Origin of the sequence: Aeromonas sp. 82P, from assembly GCF_051919365.1 — a bacterium.
Taxonomy (GTDB): Bacteria; Pseudomonadota; Gammaproteobacteria; order Enterobacterales; family Aeromonadaceae; genus Aeromonas; species Aeromonas veronii.
On the sequence record NZ_JBQBEV010000001.1, the window covers coordinates 159,184 to 178,533 of the forward strand.

The 19,350-nt window shown below is 60.5% G+C and carries 17 protein-coding genes; 10 read left to right on the forward strand and 7 right to left on the reverse strand.

Annotated features, from left to right (window positions below):
* Window positions 1-42: 42 nt before the first annotated feature.
* Complete coding sequence (locus ACTG2S_RS00750) at window positions 43-1,404, reverse strand: aspartate aminotransferase family protein (protein WP_421343679.1); 1,362 nt, start codon at window positions 1,402-1,404, stop codon at window positions 43-45.
* Between the two features lie 276 nt (window positions 1,405-1,680).
* Entirely contained in the window at window positions 1,681-3,012 is a 1,332-nt protein-coding gene (locus ACTG2S_RS00755) for a glutamine synthetase family protein (RefSeq protein WP_013723370.1), read from the reverse strand.
* Between the two features lie 479 nt (window positions 3,013-3,491).
* On the opposite strand from ACTG2S_RS00755, the gene ACTG2S_RS00760 reads away from it, so the two are divergent.
* The 9 genes from ACTG2S_RS00760 (at window position 3,492) to malZ (ending at window position 11,767) form a co-directional block, all read left to right on the forward strand.
* Window positions 3,492-3,878 carry a TraR/DksA family transcriptional regulator gene (locus tag ACTG2S_RS00760; RefSeq protein ID WP_005356952.1) on the forward strand — a complete coding sequence of 129 codons (387 nt, stop codon included), beginning with the start codon at window positions 3,492-3,494 and terminating at the stop codon, window positions 3,876-3,878.
* A 147-nt stretch (window positions 3,879-4,025) separates the two neighbouring features.
* Window positions 4,026-4,883, forward strand: coding sequence for an amino acid ABC transporter substrate-binding protein (locus ACTG2S_RS00765; protein WP_150389955.1), 858 nt, complete (start codon window positions 4,026-4,028; stop codon window positions 4,881-4,883).
* 62 nt (window positions 4,884-4,945) lie between these two features.
* Window positions 4,946-5,392, forward strand: coding sequence for an Mpo1 family 2-hydroxy fatty acid dioxygenase (locus tag ACTG2S_RS00770; RefSeq protein WP_274160907.1), 447 nt, complete (start codon window positions 4,946-4,948; stop codon window positions 5,390-5,392).
* 26 nt (window positions 5,393-5,418) lie between these two features.
* On the forward strand, window positions 5,419-5,913 hold the full coding sequence (locus ACTG2S_RS00775; RefSeq protein WP_047436441.1) for a CreA family protein: 495 nt from the start codon (window positions 5,419-5,421) through the stop codon (window positions 5,911-5,913).
* Between the two features lie 74 nt (window positions 5,914-5,987).
* The gene (locus ACTG2S_RS00780; protein WP_236356876.1) at window positions 5,988-6,977 is read left to right on the forward strand and encodes a 2-hydroxyacid dehydrogenase; all 990 of its coding nucleotides are present in this window, start codon (window positions 5,988-5,990) and stop codon (window positions 6,975-6,977) included.
* 92 nt (window positions 6,978-7,069) lie between these two features.
* Window positions 7,070-8,431 (forward strand): molecular chaperone, encoded by a 1,362-nt coding sequence (gene yegD, locus ACTG2S_RS00785; RefSeq protein ID WP_075116201.1) that lies wholly within the window; start codon window positions 7,070-7,072, stop codon window positions 8,429-8,431.
* A 165-nt stretch (window positions 8,432-8,596) separates the two neighbouring features.
* Window positions 8,597-9,013 (forward strand): META domain-containing protein, encoded by a 417-nt coding sequence (locus tag ACTG2S_RS00790; protein WP_005340725.1) that lies wholly within the window; start codon window positions 8,597-8,599, stop codon window positions 9,011-9,013.
* An 88-nt stretch (window positions 9,014-9,101) separates the two neighbouring features.
* Entirely contained in the window at window positions 9,102-9,932 is an 831-nt protein-coding gene (locus ACTG2S_RS00795) for an HDOD domain-containing protein (RefSeq protein WP_005355498.1), read from the forward strand.
* 5 nt (window positions 9,933-9,937) lie between these two features.
* A complete protein-coding gene (gene malZ, locus ACTG2S_RS00800; protein ID WP_274160906.1) occupies window positions 9,938-11,767 on the forward strand; it encodes a maltodextrin glucosidase in 1,830 nt (609 codons plus the stop codon).
* Window positions 11,768-11,867: 100 nt separating this feature from the next.
* On the opposite strand, the gene ACTG2S_RS00805 is transcribed toward malZ, so the two are convergent.
* Both ACTG2S_RS00805 and ACTG2S_RS00810 read right to left on the reverse strand, forming a co-directional pair.
* The gene (locus tag ACTG2S_RS00805; RefSeq protein ID WP_439981857.1) at window positions 11,868-12,401 is read right to left on the reverse strand and encodes an ATP--cob(I)alamin adenosyltransferase; all 534 of its coding nucleotides are present in this window, start codon (window positions 12,399-12,401) and stop codon (window positions 11,868-11,870) included.
* A gap of 89 nt (window positions 12,402-12,490) precedes the next feature.
* Window positions 12,491-13,633: a DUF5610 domain-containing protein gene (locus tag ACTG2S_RS00810; protein WP_274160904.1), complete on the reverse strand. Its 1,143-nt coding sequence runs from the start codon at window positions 13,631-13,633 to the stop codon at window positions 12,491-12,493.
* Window positions 13,634-13,803: 170 nt separating this feature from the next.
* On the opposite strand from ACTG2S_RS00810, the gene trmA reads away from it, so the two are divergent.
* Window positions 13,804-14,937 (forward strand): tRNA (uridine(54)-C5)-methyltransferase TrmA, encoded by a 1,134-nt coding sequence (gene trmA, locus ACTG2S_RS00815; RefSeq protein WP_439981859.1) that lies wholly within the window; start codon window positions 13,804-13,806, stop codon window positions 14,935-14,937.
* A gap of 67 nt (window positions 14,938-15,004) precedes the next feature.
* Here trmA and ACTG2S_RS00820 read toward each other — a convergent pair whose 3' ends face one another.
* The 3 genes from ACTG2S_RS00820 to mglA are packed head-to-tail and all read right to left on the reverse strand — an operon-like array spanning window position 15,005 to window position 19,337.
* Window positions 15,005-16,738, reverse strand: coding sequence for a methyl-accepting chemotaxis protein (locus ACTG2S_RS00820; RefSeq protein ID WP_439981861.1), 1,734 nt, complete (start codon window positions 16,736-16,738; stop codon window positions 15,005-15,007).
* Between the two features lie 51 nt (window positions 16,739-16,789).
* Window positions 16,790-17,800, reverse strand: coding sequence for a galactose/methyl galactoside ABC transporter permease MglC (gene mglC / locus ACTG2S_RS00825; protein WP_005342585.1), 1,011 nt, complete (start codon window positions 17,798-17,800; stop codon window positions 16,790-16,792).
* Between the two features lie 16 nt (window positions 17,801-17,816).
* Window positions 17,817-19,337, reverse strand: a complete 1,521-nt coding sequence (gene mglA / locus ACTG2S_RS00830) for a galactose/methyl galactoside ABC transporter ATP-binding protein MglA (protein ID WP_439981863.1) — start codon at window positions 19,335-19,337, stop codon at window positions 17,817-17,819.
* Window positions 19,338-19,350: the final 13 nt, after the last annotated feature.

Here is a 19,350-nt window from a genome sequence, read left to right on the forward strand (position 1 = left end):
CCTAAGCAAATTGTATGCGCATGCCAACCTGCCCGACCCACCTCAACCTTTCAGCTTTGCGGCTGTCAGATCCAGACTGCGCCTGGCCAGATCGACCAATTCATCAACCTGTTCCTCGGTGATGACCAAGGGGGGCGATATGATCATGGTATCGCCTACCGCCCTCATCACCAAGCCATTGTTAAAGCAGAACTCCCGGCAAGTCATCCCCGCATTTGCCTCGGCCGGGAAACGCCGGTTGGTCTGCTTGTCCTCAACGATTTCCAGCGCGGCGACCAATCCTTTGCCTCGGGTTTCTCCCACCAGCGGATGATCGGCCAGCTCCGCCCAGCGGCGCTGCAAATAGGGGCCGATAGTATCATGCACTCGCTTAACTATGCTCTCATTCTGCATAAGCTGGATATTGGCCACCGCCACGGCGCAAGAGACCGGGTGACCCGAGTAGGTGAAGCCGTGGTTGAACTCGCCCCCCTCCTCCACCAGCCCCTTGGCAACCCGGCCGCTCACCATGACGGCGCCGAGCGGCAGATAACCGGAGGTGATCCCCTTGGCCAGACACATCAGGTCCGGCTTGATGCCAAACCCTTCGCTGGCAAACCAGTGGCCGGTGCGGCCAAAGCCGCAGATCACCTCGTCGGCGATCAGCAGGATGCCGTAGTGATCGCAGATGCGCTGGATCTCCGGCCAGTAGCTGTCAGGCGGAATGATGACGCCGCCCGCCCCCTGGATCGGCTCGCCGATAAAGGCCGCCACCTTGTCCACCCCCAGCTCCAGAATCTTCTGCTCCAGCTGACGGGCCCGCTCCAGCCCGAACTCGTGGGCACTCATCCCCTGCCCCTCACCGAAGTGGTAGGGCTGATCGATGTGCACTATGCCGGGAATGGGCAGGCCGCCCTGGGCATGCATCCCCTTCATGCCACCCAGACTCGCCCCCGCCACGGTGGAGCCGTGATAAGCGTTGTGGCGGCTGATGATCACCTGTTTGTCAGGCTGACCCTTGCTGGCCCAGTAGTGGCGCACCATCCGCAGCACAGTGTCGTTGCACTCGGAGCCGGAGCCGGTGAAGAAGACGTGGTTGAGATGGGCAGGCGTAACCTCGGCCAGCAGGGTCGCCAGCTCGATCACCGGCGGGTGAGCGGTCTGGAAGAAGAGGTTGTAGTAGGGCAACTGCTGCATCTGACGGGTAGCGGCATCCACCAGCTCCTGGCGGCCATAGCCCATATTGACGCACCACAGGCCCGCCATGCCGTCGAGAATGCGTTTGCCGTCGGAGTCTTCCAGATAGACGCCGCTGGCTTTGGTAATGATGCGCGAGCCCTTCTTGTTCAGGGCCTGAAAATCGGTAAAGGGGTGCAGGTGGTGGCTGGCATCCAGTTGTTGCCACTCACGGGTTGTCTGCTGCATTTGTTGCTCCTCGGTTCCTTCGATTTAGCAATATTCAGTCGTCAAATAGTCAGGTGGGTCGGCACGTTCGCAGCCACAGTCACTCACTGCGTGTCTGCTGCATTCGTTACTCCCCTGCGCCTTCGATTTGGCAAGATTCAATCGTTAATCAATCCAGGTGGCAGCGCTCTTTCGGCCACAACCACTCACAGGTGGCAGCCGCCACCTGACTCGCGTTCCGGTCTCTTCGATACAGGGACCGGGGAGGCCGACTCCGGCCTCCCCGTTACAGGGGGATCAGACGTTCAGCAGCAGGAACTCCCGCTCCCAGCGACTGATCACCCCGAAGTAGGTCTCGTACTCTTTGCGTTTGACCGCGACGAAGGCGCGGGTGAAGCGCTCGCCCAGCATCTCCTTGATGGGCTCGCACTGTTCGAGATGGCTGAGTGCCTCCTCCAGCGAGCGGGGCAGGCTGTAGGGCAGGTCATAGGCGCTCGACTTCATCTCCGGCAGCGGCTCCAGCTTCTCCATCATGCCGAGATAGCCACAGGCCAGAGTGGCGGCCAGCGCCAGATAGGGGTTGGCATCGGCACCGGCGAAGCGGTTCTCCACCCGCCGCGCGCTCGGGTCGGAGAAGGGCACCCGCAGGCCGCAGGTGCGGTTCTCTACGCCCCACTGGACGTTGCGCGGCGCACTCTCGCCAAAGGTGAGGCGGCGGTAGGAGTTGACGTTGGGGGCCAGCAGGGCGGTCACCGCCGGGGTGTATTTCTGCAGACCGGCGATGAAGTGCATGAACTGTTCGCTGTTGCCGCCGTTCGGAGTGCCGAACAAGTTGTGGCCGTTCACATCTTCCAGACTCTGGTGGATGTGCATGGCCGACCCCGGTTCGTCACTCATCGGCTTGGCCATAAAGGTGGCATAGATGCCGTGGCGGTGAGCGGCTTCACGCATGGTGCGCTTGAACAGGAACACCTGATCCGCCAGATCGATGGCATCACCATGCAGGAAGTTGATCTCCATCTGGGCAGCGCCCGACTCGTGGATCAGGGTGTCCACTTCCAGTTCCTGCGCCTCACAGTAGTCATACATGTCTTCAAAGATGGGGTCGAACTCGTTGACCGCATCGATACTGAACGACTGGCGGGCGGTCTCAGGGCGGCCGTTGCGACCGACCGGCGGCACCAGCGGATAGTCGGGGTCTTCGTTACGGGTGACCAGATAGAATTCCAGCTCGGGCGCCACCACCGGCTTCCAGCCCTGCTTCTCGTAAAATGACAGAACCCGACGCAGCACGGAGCGCGGCGCGATGTCGATCAGCTTGCCGTTGACGTCGAAACAGTCGTGGATCACCTGTGCAGTGGGCTCCAGCGCCCAGGGGACAAAACGGATGGTGTTGGGGTCGGGATAGAGCTGCATGTCCCGCTCCAGCGGGTCGATCATGCTGTCGTCATCCGGATATTCGCCGGTCACCGTCTGGGTGAAAATCACCTCGGGCAGACGCATGCCCCCTTCGCGCAAAAACTTGTTGGCTGGGATGATCTTGCCCCGGGCGTTGCCGGTGAAATCCGGGAACAGGCACTCCACTTCCGTGATGCGATTGCTCTCCATCCAGCCTTTGATACTGTCCATGTTAAACCCCGACTTTACGGTTGCCATTGGCAAGGGTGTCTAATATATGGAACACCCTTGTTATAAAATTGTAATCAACATCACCATAAAAGCCCGCCATCAAGGGCAATGTCAAGCGGGCGTGTTTAAAAAACTATAAATAACGGCGCATATAATGACCAAGGCGGCACCAAATACTAAACACTCAAATCCGTACGAAGCCCCCCCTCTCATCGCTGCAAAGGCGATGCCAACAGAGGGTGAAGCGGACGCCAGATCCCGACCAATCCCCCGCAGGAACGGACCATTTTTTTGCAAGGGCGCACAATCCTTATCCTATTTGCTTTGCTTGGCTGCATTTTTTTGGTACAAGGCCCGCCCTGATTTGCACTCTCTTGCATGAAACAGGTGCAAATCGGGATACAAGGGCTTGGTCTGTAGGCAGACAGCCCCCATAAACAGGGATAATTGGGTTAGTAAACTGACTGGTAGTTAATCGTATGTGTGATTTCATGACTGAAGACCAACTGGCCTTTTACAAGGGGCAGATCGAGCGACAGATCGTCGAGCTCGAAGAGCGCCTGAACTCCCAGGCCAGCCAGGCCATCGCCACCGACACCAACGAGATGGCTGATGAAATTGACCGTGCCAGTATCGAGGAAGCCCGCCGTCTGGAGCTGAACCGCATCGAGCACGACAAGCTGCACCTGCGCAAGCTGCGGGGCGCATTGAAGCGCATCAGCGAAGGGGATTTTGGTTACTGCGAATCTTGCGGTGACGAGATCTCCCTCAAGCGGCTGCATGCCCGTCCGGAATCCCGTTTCTGCGTCGAATGCCAGAGCACCAAGGAATTTAACGATACCCACGTGTTCCGTCGCGTCGCCTGATTCTTCGAAGAACCGTCACCATTCTGGTGCAACAGACGCCAACAAGGCAGGGCACCGCGCTCAAACCTTGCACAACGCCTCGCAGCAAGATGGTGACAAGTTCTGTTAGACTCCGGACACCTTCCGGAATCTACAGGAGAACAGAGAGTGAAATGGCTCATCAAGCTGTGTTTGTGCCTGCCACTGCTGGCACAAGCACAGGTTCTGACGGTCAAGGTCCCCAGCCGTCCCGTCAACAATCTTGACCAGGAGTACCAGTACAAGCTGCTGGAACTGGCCCTGACCCGCTCCGGGCAACCCTTTCGCATCCAGCCTGTCGAACTCGACCTCAACCAGTTCACCCTCCAGCAGCAGCTGAGCAAGGGCAAGACCATCAACGTCTTCTGGATGGGCACCTCCAGCACACTCGAATCCTCCCTGATTGCCGTCCCTATTCCGCTGTTTCGCGGGCTGGAAGGATTGCGGCTGTCCTTCATCCACGCGGATGCTCAGGAGAAGTTCAACCAGATCAATACCCTGGCCGACCTCAAACAGCTGAAGGCGGCGCAAGGGGTCGGTTGGGCCGATAACAAAATTCTGGAAAATGCGGGCATCCCGACCTTCTCCGGCCGATACAGCAGTCTGTTTCGCCTTATCAACGACGGCGACAAGATCGACTTCTTCCCGCGCGCCCTGGTGGAGATCTTCGCCGAGCGCAGCGAGCTGGTGGCGCAGTATCCCAACCTCGCCATCGAGCAGCATCTGCTGATCCGTTACCCCTTCGCCCAGTTCTTCTTCGTCAGCCCCGAATACCCCAAGCTGGCCAAGGCGATTCAGACCGGGCTGGAGCGGGCCTATGCCGATGGCAGCTTTATGAAGTTCTTCAATGACAACCCCAAGATCCGCGAAGCGCTCGCCAGCGCCAACCTCGATCAGCGGGTCACCATCGCCCTGCCCAATCCGGATATGACCCCGTTGCTAAAATCCATTCCGGCCCAATATTGGGAGTATCCACCGCAGGGATAAACATCGCGAGCGCCTGACCATGAGGGTCAGGCAGCGAGAACACAGTGCGCCAGGGAGGTGCCATGAAGGGAATCCAGGAGTGGTTTGTGGAGTATGGCCAGAGCCATCGCCATCCGATAAACGTCGCCATCCACAAGCTGGCGGTACCGGGCATCTATCTCTGCTCGCTGGCGCTGCTCTGGTGTCTGCCACACGGGCCCTTGCCAGAGCCCCTCAACTGTGCGGCAGTGGCAGCCATTCCGGTGCTGCTGTTCTATCTGCAGCTGTCGTTTTCGCTGTTCGCGGGGATGGCCGGGCTGACCGCGCTCGGGCTGGCCTTCTGCCACCAATGGCAGGGGCCGCTGTTGTGGCCAGCCGTGGCAGCGTTCGTGCTGCTCTGGATAGCCCAGTTTGTCGGCCACAAGATCGAGGGCAAGCGCCCCTCCTTCCTCGCCGACCTGCAATTTCTGCTGATAGGCCCCGCCTGGGTGCTTGCCAGCCTCTATCGTCGCCTGGGCATTCCCTATTGAGGAGTGCCGGGCCAACAGGAGAGACCATGACACATAACCACACGCGACATAATGCCCTGCGCCGCGCCCTGCCCCTGCTGCTGGGGGCTCTGTTTGCCGGCCCGGCACTGGCCGACAAGGCTGATACCGTCGGTGAAGTGAGCACCGCCTTCAAGCTCTTCGGTCCCAACCACAAGATCCTGGTGGAGGCGTTCGACGACCCGCGCATCGACGGCGTCGCCTGCTATCTGGCGCGCCCCAAGACCGGCGGTGTCAAGGGCGGGCTGGGACTGGCGGAAGATCCCTCCCACGCCTCCCTGTCGTGCCACCAGATCGGCCCCATCACCCTGCCCGAAAAGCTCAAGGCGGGAGAAGAGGTGTTCGATGTCAGCACTTCACTGGTGTTCAAGGAGCAGAAAGTGGTGCGTTTTTACGACAAGAAACGCAATGCACTGGTTTACCTGACCTACAGCACCAAACTGGTGGATGGTTCGTACAAAAGTGCAGTCAGCGCCGTTCCCATCATGCCGTGGGGACAATAACCAGCCGGTTTGTCCGGTGATAGCTGACCCATTTTGTTGTAATTTGACGACACACACGCTGCGGAGCACATACCATGAAAGTCGCCGTATTCAGTACCAAGAGCTATGACAAAGAGCATTTCAACCAGGCCAACAGCCAGTACGGCTTCGACCTGGAGTTTTTCGATGTGCGGCTGGAGGCCAAAACGGCCCGACTGGCTCACGGCTTCCCGGTGGTGTGTCTGTTCGTCAATGACGATGCCGACCGCGAGGTATTGACCGAACTGGCAGCCAACGGCACCCAGGTGATTGCCCTGCGCTGCGCCGGTTACAACAACGTGGATCTGGCCGCCGCCAAAGAGCTGGGGCTGAAAGTGGTGCGGGTGCCCGCCTACTCCCCCGAGGCGACTGCAGAACACGCCGTCGGCATGATGATGTGCCTCAACCGCCGCATCCATAAGGCTTATCAGCGCACCCGCGACGCCAACTTCTCGCTGGAAGGGCTGGTCGGCTTCAACATGCATGGCAAGACCGTTGGCGTCATCGGCACCGGCAAGATCGGTCTGGCCGCCCTGCGCATCCTCAAGGGGTTCGGGGTTCGCCTGCTGGTCAACGATCCTTACCAGAATCCGGCAGCCATCGAGCTGGGTGCCGAGTACGTGGATCTCGATACCCTGTTCCGCCAATCCGACATCATCAGCCTGCACTGCCCGCTGTTCAAAGAGAACTACCACCTGTTGAACAAGGAGGCATTTGCCAAGATGAAGGACGGGGTGATGATCATCAACACCAGCCGTGGCGGCCTGCTCGACTCCAACGCCGCCATCGAGGCGCTCAAGACTTCCCGCATTGGCGCGCTGGGGCTGGACGTTTACGAAGAGGAAGAAGATCTCTTCTTCTCCGACAAGTCCAACGAGGTGATCACCGATGACGTGTTCCGCCGTCTGTCCGCCTGCCACAACGTGCTGTTCACCGGCCATCAGGCGTTCCTGACCCGGGAGGCGCTGCACGCCATCGCCGATACCACCCTCGGCAATATCCGCGCTATCGAGAGCCTGGGCCGCTGCGACAACGAAGTGGAATAAGGGCTCGCCCTCTCTTCGTCACGCGCCGGGTTGTGAGACCCGGCGCCTTCGGGTAGGCTAGCCCCCCTTTTTTATTCAGGAGTCTGGCGCCCATGTTTATCGGATTTGATTACGGCACCTCCAACTGTGCCGTGGCCGTGATGGAACAAGGTAGCCCCAGGCTGCTGAATCTTGGCGCATCCCGCTATCTCCCCTCCACCCTGCATGCCCCCCACCGGGATGCTATCGCCGGTCTGCTGGCCGAAGGGCTGGCCCCCGCCCAACAGGCGGAGTACCTCAAGCTGCGTGGCCCCGTGGTCACCCGCGCCCAGATGGTTCGCCGCCAGATGCGCGAAGAGGGACTGATCGACGAGCTGAGCTTTGGCGGTGCCGCGCTGGAACGCTATCTGGAAGAGCCGGACGACGGCTACTACATCAAGTCACCGAAATCCTTCCTCGGCGCCTATGGCCTCAAAGCCCCCCAGATCGCCCTGTTTGAAGATATCGTCTGCGCCATGATGCTCCACGTCCGCCAGCAGGCGGAGCAGCAGCTCGGTGCCCCGATCCGCCAGGCGGTGATCGGCCGACCGGTCAACTTCCAGGGCCTGGCGGGGGAAGAGAGCAACCAGCAAGCTATCGCCATCCTGACCGAGGCGGCCCGTCTGGCCGGTTTCGAGCAGGTGGAGTTCCTCTATGAGCCGGTGGCCGCCGGGTTTGAATTCGAGGCGCGCCTCACCGAAGACGCCGTGGTGCTGGTGGTGGATATCGGCGGAGGTACCACCGACTGCTCCATGCTGCGGATGGGCCCCAGCTACCGCGATCAGCTGGATCGCAGCGGCGATCTGCTCGGCCACAGCGGCCAGCGGATCGGTGGCAACGACTTCGATATCCGCCTGACGGTGGAGGGGATGATGCCGCTGCTCGGCATGCACGAGACCCTCAAGACCGGCAAGCCGCTGCCCCACCCGCTGTTCTGGGATGCGGCCGCCATCAACGACGTCAGCGCCCAGAGCCGCTTCTACAGCCTCGACACCGCCCGCCAGCTGCAGGATCTGCAGCTCGACAGCCAACCCGGCAGCAAGCTGGGGCGTCTGGCCAACCTGCGGGCCCACAAGCTGAGCCACCAGCTGGTATGGCGCGCCGAGCAGGGCAAGATCGCCCTCTCGGAGCAGGAACTCAATCGCCAGTCGCTGGCCGAGCTGGAAAAAGGGCTGGAAGCGGAGCTGACCCGCGAACAGCTGGCCAACGCCTCGGCCCTGCTGCTGGAGAAGATTGGCGAACTGATGGACGAAGCAATTGCCGCTGCCGGTGTGCAGCCGGATCGCATCTTCGTCACCGGTGGTAGTGCCCGCTCGCCGCTGATCGCCAGCTTTATCCGCCAGAAGCTCCCGTCCATCCCGCTTGAAGGGGGCGATGACTTCGGCTCGGTGGCCGCGGGTCTTGCCCGTTATGCCGAGCGGCTGTTCGCCAACTGATCCCTGAGATAGCGTAAATTGATGGCAACATCACCCGTGTGTTGCCATTAAGCGACAGTCGCGCGGGACAAGGGGCGACAGAAGCGGTCGGTCGTCCCCTCTCCCGCCCTGCTCCCGACAGCCCAAAAAGGGTATTCTTGACGCTCCCCCAACCGGAGCCCCCTCATGCCCAGATTGCCCTTTTTGCTGATCCCCCTGTTACTGCTCGCTGGCTGCAGCTCGACCGCCTTTGTTCAGCAAGATCTGCAACACCACCACTGGGTACTGAGCAAACTGGATGGCGAACCGATCAAGGCCCCCCGCGACAATCCCCCCGATTTCGAGATCGGCGAGCACTTCACCGTCAACGGCATCGCCGGTTGCAACCGCTACTTCGGTCAGGGCCATCTGGAAGATGACAAGCTGTGGGTCACCAGTCTGGGCAGCACCGAAATGGCATGCATGCCGCCGCTGGACACCATAGAGCAGGCCGTGCTGACCACCCTTACCGAGGGGGCGACCCTGAGCGGCACCAGTCAGAACCTGATCCTGCAGGGCAAACAGCACCGTTTGGAATACACCTTGCGCGACTGGGTGTTCTAGCGCTCACAAAGCCGCATCACAAACAGGAACATGTTGTCCGGCTGTGGCACAATATGAGGCAGAGTTCGCAACGGAGGCTGCCTCAGCCATGTCGATGGATCGCCTGTTTGACAAGATCAAACAACTCCCCACTATTCCCAAGCTGCTGCACGAGTTGATGCAGAGCTTCAACGACGAGAATGCCCGCATCGACGAGATTGCGGCCAAGATCGCCATGGATCAGGTGATCAGCGTCAAGGTGCTGCGGATGGCCAACTCGGCCGCCCTGCGCCGGGGCAACGAAGTGACTTCTATTGAACAGGCGGTGATCCGGCTCGGCTTCAACCGGCTGCGCTCCGTGGTGGTCGCCTCCGGCATCATCGGCACCTTCAAGGCCCCGCCCAGCTTCGACAAGAACAAGTTCTGGACCGAGACCTTCCAGGTCGCCACCATAGCCAAAACCCTGGCCCAGGAGGCCAAGGTGATGGATCCCGAGACCGCCTTCACCTGCGCTCTGATCCACAACATCGGCGAACTGCTTATCCAGAGCACCTTGCCGGAAGAGGCCGAGCTCATCAACATGGCGATCCAGAATGGCAGCAGCCGGGTCGAGGCCCAGCGGGAGATGCTGGGCTACGACTATGCCCAGCTCGGCGCCGAGCTGGCGCGACGCTGGAACCTCTCCGAGGCCTTCGTCGATGCCATCTCCCAACAGCTTGACCCGCTCTCCCACGATCCGGTCAGCAAGGAGGCGGTGCTGATCCGCCTCGCCGTGTTTATATCCTTCGCCTGGAACGCGGGCGTGCCTGCCCAGGCCATCATCGCCCGCTTCCCCAAACCGCTCGCCGACCAGTTGGGACTGGATCCCAAGTCGCTGGCAGGCCAGCTCGAAACATTGCATGAACAGGGTAATGCCCTCGCCGATCTTCTGACTCAATAAGCATCATGACCCATCCGTTTCTGTTTCATCCCCAGGTGGCGCCCTGGTTCAAAGAGAGCGCCGACGCACTGCAATTGACCCTCTTTAGCGAGCTGGATGCGCCGATCCGCGAGGTGTGGCTGCGCCACGAGCCGGATAACGAGGAGTACCTGATCCCGATGACGGCAGTCTCCACCCGCGATCGGCTGCAGGTATGGCAGGCGACTCTGCCGCTCATCAAGGGACAAGATATCCACCTCTACAGCTTCAAGTGCCTCACCGACGAGGAGCAGTGGTGGCTGCACGGGGCGGGCGTCAGCACGTCCATGCCGCCACGGGAGCAGCATTTTCGCTTCAACAGCCTGCACCAGCCACCGGCCTGGGTGCAGGATCAGGTGTTCTACCAGATCTTCCCCGACCGCTTCTGCAACGGCGATCCGTCGCTGAGCGTCAAGCATCACGAGTACGAGTACCGTGGCAAAGCGGTGATCAGCAAGGCGTGGGGCGAGCCGGTCAGCCGTCACGAAGAGGGCCACGGCGCCTGCGAATTCTATGGCGGCGATCTGGCGGGCATCGATGCCAAGCTGCACTATCTGCAATCTCTCGGGGTGACGGCGCTCTACCTCAACCCCATCTTCGATTCACCGAGCAACCACAAGTACGACACCCAGGACTACTTCAAGGTGGACGCCCACCTCGGCAGCAACGAGCAGTTCGCCGAGCTGACCCGCAACCTGCACCAGCGCGGCATGAAGATCATCCTCGATGCGGTGGTCAACCACACCTCTACCGAGCACCCCTGGTTCTGCCCGCCACTGGGGGCCCAGAGCAACCCGGACTCCCCGTGGCGCAGCTTCTACACCTTTGATAAAGAAGGGGATTACGTCAGCTGGAAGGGCATTCGCAGCCTGCCCAAGCTCGACTTCTCCTGCGAGAAGGTGCAGGACGCCGTCTATCGGGCCGACGATGCCATCCTCCGTTACTGGATGCGCGCCCCCTACCAGATCGATGGCTGGCGCTTTGACGTCATCCACATGCTGGGCGAGCGCGGCACCGCCGAGGGCAATCGCAGTCACGTGCGCGCCATTCGCGGGGCGGTGAAGCAGGAGAACCCGGACGCCTACGTGCTCGGCGAACACTTCTTCGAGGCGAGCCAGTGGCTGCAAGGGGATCAGGAGGACGGTGCCATGAACTACTACGGCTTCGCCCATCCGATCCGCGCCTTCCTGGCTGGCAAGGACATCGCCTACCACCCCATCAAGATCAGCGCCGAAGAGCTGGATCGCTGGCTCAAGCTGGCGCGGGCCCACATCCCGTTCAAGAACCAGCTGGCACAGTTCAACCTGCTGGACAGCCACGACACCGCCCGCTTCCTCCACCTGCTGGGTGAAGACAAGCAGCGGATGCAGCTGGCCGCCACCCTGCTGCTCACCTATATCGGCGTGCCCTCCATCTACTACGGCGATGAAGTGGGGCTCTCCGGCGGCAACGACCCTGACTGCCGCCGCTGCTTCCCGTGGGATACCACTGACTGGGATCACGTGCTGCACGACCACTATCGTCGGCTGATCCAGATCCGCCGCCAACGCCCCTCCCTGCGCCGTGGCGATATCCAGACCCTCTATGCCGGCCCGCACAGCTATGTGTTTGCCCGCACCCTGCAAAGCGATCAGGTGGTAGTGGCCTGCAACCGTCACCCGAGCGAGCCGCGCACCATCAGCCTGCCCCTTTGGCAGACCGCCAGCCCTGCCAGCCGCTTCACCGATGCCTTCAACGGTGAGAAGTTCGAGGTGGTGCAGGGCGAGGTGCAGCTCACCATCCCCGCCAACTCGGCCCGGGTGCTGATCTCCAGCTGAGCGGGCAACTGACGCGCTGAAAAAACAAAACCGGAGCCCAAGGCTCCGGTTTTTTATTCCGTTCAATCCACCATGACGTTTGGCCCCTAACCAGCCGCCATCAGTAGTTGATGCTGACGTAGGGCACTTCCGGCACCTGCCAGCACTGCTTGAGGTAGACGGTGAGCACGAAGAAGAAGTTGGCCAGCAGGTTGGCGAAGCGATAGAGAATGGGATCGAAGGCCACCCCGCTCTCTTCCAGCCGGACCAGCAGCCGCACCACCTTCTTGCTGCCGCAGCGGCACAGATGGAGGGTGGGAATGGGCTGTGGCCCCTGTGGCAGCACAAAACCGGTGACGCTACCGCGACTCGCCTCGTTGTAGTGGTCGTAACGGGCCTTGAGCCACTCAAGGTCTGCATCGAAGATCCCCAGCTTGCCGCGCACCGAGCCGTTGAGGTTGTAGATAAGCCGCTGCAACGCCGCGAGATCCGCCAGCATGGGCTCGGTATCGGCATCCAGCGCAAGGTGTGACAGCACGGCCCCAACCTGACAACAGAGCTCGTCGGTAGCGATTTCAAAATCACATTTGAGCGAGGTTTCGAAGATAAAGGGGTAGCAGAGCTCGCGCTTGTCTCTTGGCTTCTTGGGGTTCATGGGGCAACCGGATTGGAGAAAAGGCCAGTTTGCCAGCCCCGGGAAGGGCTGGCAAACGGCAGGTCATTACTTGCGTTAGGCGCTGTGGCTCAGACGCGCTTGCTGGCGGACTCGGTGGAGGGCTGGAACTGGTTGATCATCCGCAGCGCCTCCAGCATCCGCTGGTTGAAGCTGGTGAAGCGATCGACTTGCACCGGTACCTCTTCTCCTCTCGCGGCCAGCACGGCCGGGGTCAACGCCTGTTGTTGGGCTGGGGGCAACAGGCTATCCGCCTGTTTCTGCACCTGATCCAGCTTCGGCAGATAGTCGGCAAACGGCTTGATCAGATCCTGCAGGGAGTGCGCCCCCTGATAAGTCTGGCTCAGCTTGACGCTCTGCTTGAGCTTGAGGGAGTAGGAGGCCAGCTGGCTGTCATCCAGTTTCAGCTCGCCCGCCTTGTCCAGCAGATCCTCGAAGTTGCCGGAGAAGAAGCTCCCCGCCAGCTCATCGATTCCTTTGACCAGCTTGCCGATGGACTCCATCTCGTCGCTGCTGAGATCCCCCTCCAGCGAGAAGCTGAAGCTCTGGCTCGACTTGAGGCTGAACTGGCTGCCGCTCTCGCTGCTCTGGGACTTGGTCTGCCAGCTGTCGTTGAAGCGCAGCACCACCTTGTCGCCATCCTTGGTCTGGATCTCCAGATACCCCTGCTGGCGACTGGCCATCTCGGCCTGTCCCATGTCGGTCGGAGAGACCTTGCCGAAGAACTCCTTCTCGAACTCCTCGAGCCCTTTCTGGATCAGCTTGTAGCTCTGATCGATACCGGTTTTGATATCGTCGTTGTCAGTCGCCCACTTGCCGAGCTGCTTCTTCGCCTCGTCAAAGCCCTTCTCGACCCCTTTGCGGGCCTGCTCCATCATCCCGGTCAGGTCGTCGTCGGATTTGCCATCGGCCCGCGCGGCACCGAGCCGCCCGGTCACAAACTGCAGCACGTTGTCAGCCACCGACTGGAAGTCGAACAGGGTCTCCGGCGTGATCTCCTCGGGCTCTTTCACCTTCGGCGCCTGATAGCCCTGGCCGTTGATCTCCAGCGAGAACTGCAATGCCTGCTGGATCAGCACCTGCGCCCACTTGGGCGGCTTGTGCAAGGAGACCGCCTCCTCGCTCTTGACCTGTTTCTGCTCCGCCGGTTGGGGCGATTTGGGAGAAACACCCACTCCCTTGGGTTGGGCTGCGCCCACGCCTTCGATCTGCATAATGTGTCCTCCCACCATGCCTGTAGATCAGCTATCGGCCTGACTGAACACTTCTTGACCACAAAATGCTGGACAATCTGCGGCTGGCTTTTAAAATCGGGCCCCTTTGGGTGGCCTGTTGCCTTCCCCCGATTTCGACCCGGCCCGGCCGGTGTGCATGTGAGGTATTTATGACCCAATCCCAACAGCCTTCCGCGAACGCTCCGGCGCCTAGAACCGCGGCCGACTATCAGGCCCAACTCGACGAAAAGCGCGCTCACCTCACCGAGCTGTTTGCCGGCTTCACCCTCCCGGCGCTGGAAGTGCACAGCTCGCCGGCGGAGTACTACCGGATGCGCGCCGAATTTCGCATCTGGCACGAAGGGGATGACCTCTTCCACTGCATGTATGCCCCGGCGACCAAAGAGATCATCAAGATAGACCACTTCCCCACCGCCAGCCGTCTCATCAACCAGTTGATGCCGCTGCTGCTGGAGGGGCTGCGCCCACACCCGGTGCTGCGCTGCAAGCTGTTCCAGATCGACTACCTCTCCACCCAGTCCGGCCAGATCATTGTCAGCCTGCTCTATCACCGCAAGCTGGAGGCCGAATGGCTGCAGGCCGCCGAGGCGCTGCAGGCCGATCTGCGCGCCAAGGGGTTCGAGCTGCAACTGATTGGCCGCGCCCACAAGCAGAAGATCTGTCTGGGGGATGACTTCGTCATCGAACAGCTCAACGTGGCGGGTCGCCAGCTCACCTACAAACAGGTGGAGAACAGCTTCACCCAGCCCAACGCCGCCATCAACGAACAGATGCTGGCCTGGGCGCTGGATGTGACCAAGGGGAGCGAAGGGGACCTGCTGGAGCTCTATTGCGGCAACGGCAACTTCTCCATCGCGCTGGCGCAGAACTTCCGCAAGGTGCTGGCCACCGAAATCGCCAAGCCGAGCGTCGACTCCGCCCAGTTCAACATCGCCGCCAACGGCGTCGACAACCTGATCATCCTGCGCATGTCGGCCGAGGAGTTCACCATGGCGATGCGTGGCGAGCGGGAGTTCAACCGCCTCAAGGGGGTCGATCTCAAGAGCTACCAGTGCAACACCATCTTCGTTGACCCGCCCCGCGCCGGTCTCGACGATGCCACCGTCAAGCTGGTGCAGGAGTACGACAACATCCTCTACATCTCCTGCAACCCAGAAACCCTGCAGGCCAACATGGCAGTATTGGGCGAAACCCACGAGATCGCCCGTTTCGCCCTGTTCGACCAGTTCCCCTGGACCCATCACATGGAAGCCGGGGTCTATCTGCGCCGCAAGGCCGGTTGATTCAGGCAGACGGAAAAACAACAACAGGGCCGGATGGCCCTGTTTTGTTATTGACTGAACACCGGCCTCACTCCAGCCGGAAGTGACCCACGATCTCCCGCAGCCGGTCGTAGGTCTGCTGCATCGCCGCGGAGCTGGCGACCGTCGCTTCGCCATTGTGGGTCAGCTGGCGGATCACCTCGGCGATGGCGCTCATGTTGCGATTGATCTCTTCGGCCACCGCGCTCTGCTGCTCCGCCGCCGTGGCGATATGACTGATGAGATCGTTGATCTCCACCACTTCTCCCGCCATCAGATCCAGCGACTCGTTGACCCTGGTGGTGTTCTCGGCCGCCCCCTGACAGCTCTGCTTGGTGTTGTCCATGGCCTCCACCACAGTTCGGGTGCCCCGCTGCAGGCTGGCCAGCATGGTCTGGATCTCCGCCGTGCTCTGCTGGGTGCGGGCGGCAAGGGAGCGAACCTCATCGGCCACCACTGCAAAACCGCGCCCCTGTTCACCGGCGCGGGCCGCCTCGATGGCGGCGTTGAGGGCCAGCAGGTTGGTCTGTTCGGCAATGCTGCCGATCACCCCAAGCACTGAGCCAATCTGCTGCACATCCTGCTGCATCGCTTCGATGGAGCGGGCAGTGGCTTCCACTTCGTCCACCAGCGCCATCACGCTGGCCATCGCCTGATCCACCACCTGACGGGACTGGCTCGCCAGCTGCTGGCTCTGGCCGGTGAGCTGGGCGGTGCTGGCCGCACTCTCGGAGACGGAGACCGCGGTGCGGCTCATCTCGTTGATGGCAGTCACCACCTGCTCGGTCTCGCGTACATGGTCCGCCAGCAGGGACTGGGCGGCGCCAGTCTGGCTGGCCAATCCGGCAATGCCGCTGTTGAGCTGACCGCTCGCCTGCCGCACCTCCCCCATCATCTCCTGCAACCGCTCGATAAAGCGGTTGATCCCGGCCGAGATCTGGCCCAAATCATCCTTGCTGGTCACCGCCAATCGGCGGGTGAGATCGCCACTGCCGCGAGAGAGCTCCAGCACCAGATCCCGCAACGAGAGAATGGGGCGATAGGCCACGTTGAGCGCCAGCATCGCCAGCACCATCACCACGATCGCCACGCCGCACAGCGCCATGATGATCTGGCCGTTGAGAGCCCGGGTCATGGCCCGGATGTAGTCAAGGTCGATGTAGCCGGTCAGCGTCCAGCTGCTGCCACGAATATCCAGCTGGTTGGGACGCGCTTCGCTCTCCCCCTGCGGCTTGCTGTCATAGAGGCTGTTGCCCTGACTGTCGGCCAGCGAGAAGTAGCGGCCATCGCCACTCATCTTCTCCAGCAGGCTTTTGAACTCGCTCATGTCGAGGTAGTAGAGATAGGCGGAATCGGCACCGCGTGGCACCAGAATGGTGATGACCGGCTTGCCATCCACCTGTTGCAGCGGGCTGACGGTGATCTGGTTGTTGGCGGCGGGGATCAACTTGCGCAGGGCATCCACTTTGGCACTGTCGTTGATGACCCCGTTCACGTCGAAGGCCATGTCGCCGATCACCTTGACGATGTTGTGAAAGCCGGTCTCTTGCAGGGTCTTCTTGACGTTGGTCACCCCGAAGTTGAGGTTGGCGGCCAACAGGATTTTCTGATTGATGTCGCTGGCCAGCTTCTCTTTGACCAGAGTGATCTGCTCGTTGATGTTGTGGGTGGCCTGAGTGCGAATGTAGCCACTGATGAAGTGATTCACGCTGAGCCCGGCGGTGCCGATGGTGACCAGAATGGCCAGTAGCAGCAAGAGGTAAATCTTGACCTTGAATGGCATGGGTTCCCTCCAGAAGAGAGGGCTGACAACGCCAACCCTCTCTGCCAATCGTTATTTCTTCTTGGCGTACTTCATGGAGTCCAGGGCCACCGCCAGAATGATGATGCCGCCCTTGATGATGAACTGCCAGTAAGGGCTGACGCCGATATAGGTCAAGCCATAGTTGATCAGGGTGAAGATAAGTACGCCGGTAATCACACCCGCGACCGTTCCCACCCCGCCAGCAAACGACACCCCGCCCACCACGCACGCCGCGATGGCATCCAGCTCGTACATGAAGCCGAGGTTGTTGGTGGCGCTACCGATCCGGCCCGCTTCCAGCATGCCGCCGAAGGCGTAGAAGACCCCCGCCAGCGCATAGATCATCACCAGATTGACCGCCACGTTGACGCCGGAGACCTTGGCCGCCTCAGGGTTACCGCCGATGGCGAAGATGTTTTTGCCAAAGCGGGTTTTGTTCCACAGCACCCAGACAAAGACGCTGGCGATGGCTGCATAGAAGGTGAGATAGGAGAGCTTGAATCCTCCTATCCGGATAAACCCTTGAGCGAAGCTGGAAAAGCGGGGATCAAACCCGGCCACCGGCGAGGCCCCTACCGAGTCAAAGTAGAGGGAGTTAATACCATAAACAATGATCATGGTGCCCAGGGTGGTAATGAACGGGGTGACGTTCAGGTAGGCCACGATCAGACCGTTGACCAGACCAATCAGCGCCCCCACTACACACACCAGCAGGATCACCGCCGGAATGGGCACCTCCCCCAGCGTCGGGAACACCTTGTTGACGTTGGTCAGCGCCTGCAACATGGTTGCTGCTATGAGTGCCGCCAGACCGACCTGACGACCGGCCGAGAGATCCGTCCCCTGAGTGATGATGATGCCCGCCACCCCCAGCGCGATGATGACCCGCACCGAGGACTGGGTCAGGATGTTGCTGAAGTTGGTGAGGCTCAGGAAGGAGGGCTCCTGGATCACGATGACCATGAGCAGCACCAGCAGCACCAGATAGATGGCGTTTTCCTTGAGCGCCTGCATCAGATTGAAATTTTTAGCCGACTCCATAAATGTCTTCCTGTCTCTAGAGGTACAGAGATGCCAGGCGCAGTATCTCGCTCTGGTCAGTTTCTTTGGTATTGACGATCCCGGCGACCCGGCCATTGCTCATCACCATGATGCGGTCGGTGATCCCCAGCAATTCCGGCATCTCTGACGAGATGATGATGATCCCTTTGTCCTTCTTCGCCAGCTCCAGGATGAGCTGGTAGATCTCGAACTTGGCCCCGACGTCGATGCCGCGGGTGGGCTCGTCGAGCATCAGGATCTCCGGCTGGGTCAGCAGCCAGCGACCGATGATCACCTTCTGCTGGTTGCCCCCGGAGAGGGAACCGATCTGGGTCTGCTGGGTCGGCGTCTTGACCCGCATGGAGTCGATCACCCACTGGGTATCGCTCTTCATCTTGTTGTCACTGAGCAGCCCCATGGAGCCCTTGTAGCTGTCCATGTTGGCGATCAGGGAGTTGAAGGCGATATCGAGTCGGGAGTAGATACCGGTGGAGCGGCGCTCTTCCGTCACCAGCGCAAAGCCGTTGCGGATCGCTTCGTGGGCGTTGTGGTTGGCTACCTCTTTGCCGTGCAGCTTGATGCTGCCCTGACTGCGATCGCGAATACCGAACAGGGTCTCGACGATGTCGGTGCGCTTGGCCCCCACCAGTCCGGCGATGCCGAGGATCTCCCCCTTGTGCAGGTTGAAGGTGATGTCCTGAATGGAGGGCTGGTTCTTCGCCGTCAGGTGTTCGATCTCGAGGATCACCTCTTTCGGCTGGTTGGTCTTTTCCGGGAAACGCTGGGTCAGTTCACGGCCGACCATCATCCCGATGATCTGATCCATGGTCATGCCCTTGAGCGGCTGGGTTGCCACCCACTGGCCATCCCGCAATATGGTGATCTCGTCACAGAGCTGGAAGATCTCCTCCATCTTGTGAGAGATGTAGACGATGCCGCACCCCTTCTCCTTCAACTTGTTGATGATCTTGAAGAGGTGATTCACCTCTTTCTCGGTCAGGGAGGAGGTGGGTTCGTCCATGATGACGATCTTGGCATCGTAGGAGAACGCCTTGGCGATCTCGATCATCTGCATCTGGGAGACCGACAGGGTCGCGACCTTCACTTTGGGGTCGATGTCGATATCCAGCTCATCGAAGATGCGCTTGGTGTCGTCATACATCTTGCCGTGGTCGATAAACCACCCCTTGGTGGGGTAGCGGCCGAGCCACATGTTGTCCATCACGGTACACTGCAACACCAGGTTGAGCTCCTGATGCACCATGGAGACGCCATTTTCCAGCGCCTCTTTGGAGGAGGTGAAGTTGATCTCCTGCCCCTTGAAGAAGATCTTGCCCTGATCCTTCTCGTAGATGCCGAACAGGCACTTGAGCAGTGTGGATTTTCCCGCTCCGTTCTCGCCCATCAACGCATGCACAGAATGAGGACGGACCCGTAAATTGACATTATCGAGTGCCTTGACGCCGGGAAAGCTCTTACTGACGTCAATCATCTCCAACAGCCATTCTGATTGTTGCTGTGTTGTCATATCAGCCATCACATCTGGTTGA

Coding starts and splice junctions, on each gene's coding strand:
- mglC (WP_005342585.1), bottom strand. CDS start 17,800: ATGGAGTCGGCTAAAAATTTCAATCTGATGCAGGCGCTCAAGGAAAAC.
- ACTG2S_RS00805 (WP_439981857.1), bottom strand. CDS start 12,401: ATGAACCCCAAGAAGCCAAGAGACAAGCGCGAGCTCTGCTACCCCTTT.
- ACTG2S_RS00820 (WP_439981861.1), bottom strand. CDS start 16,738: ATGCCATTCAAGGTCAAGATTTACCTCTTGCTGCTACTGGCCATTCTG.
- ACTG2S_RS00770 (WP_274160907.1), top strand. CDS start 4,946: ATGAAGGGAATCCAGGAGTGGTTTGTGGAGTATGGCCAGAGCCATCGC.
- trmA (WP_439981859.1), top strand. CDS start 13,804: ATGACCCAATCCCAACAGCCTTCCGCGAACGCTCCGGCGCCTAGAACC.
- ACTG2S_RS00755 (WP_013723370.1), bottom strand. CDS start 3,012: ATGGACAGTATCAAAGGCTGGATGGAGAGCAATCGCATCACGGAAGTG.
- ACTG2S_RS00775 (WP_047436441.1), top strand. CDS start 5,419: ATGACACATAACCACACGCGACATAATGCCCTGCGCCGCGCCCTGCCC.
- mglA (WP_439981863.1), bottom strand. CDS start 19,337: ATGGCTGATATGACAACACAGCAACAATCAGAATGGCTGTTGGAGATG.
- ACTG2S_RS00750 (WP_421343679.1), bottom strand. CDS start 1,404: ATGCAGCAGACAACCCGTGAGTGGCAACAACTGGATGCCAGCCACCAC.
- malZ (WP_274160906.1), top strand. CDS start 9,938: ATGACCCATCCGTTTCTGTTTCATCCCCAGGTGGCGCCCTGGTTCAAA.
- ACTG2S_RS00790 (WP_005340725.1), top strand. CDS start 8,597: ATGCCCAGATTGCCCTTTTTGCTGATCCCCCTGTTACTGCTCGCTGGC.
- ACTG2S_RS00780 (WP_236356876.1), top strand. CDS start 5,988: ATGAAAGTCGCCGTATTCAGTACCAAGAGCTATGACAAAGAGCATTTC.
- ACTG2S_RS00795 (WP_005355498.1), top strand. CDS start 9,102: ATGTCGATGGATCGCCTGTTTGACAAGATCAAACAACTCCCCACTATT.
- yegD (WP_075116201.1), top strand. CDS start 7,070: ATGTTTATCGGATTTGATTACGGCACCTCCAACTGTGCCGTGGCCGTG.
- ACTG2S_RS00760 (WP_005356952.1), top strand. CDS start 3,492: ATGTGTGATTTCATGACTGAAGACCAACTGGCCTTTTACAAGGGGCAG.
- ACTG2S_RS00810 (WP_274160904.1), bottom strand. CDS start 13,633: ATGCAGATCGAAGGCGTGGGCGCAGCCCAACCCAAGGGAGTGGGTGTT.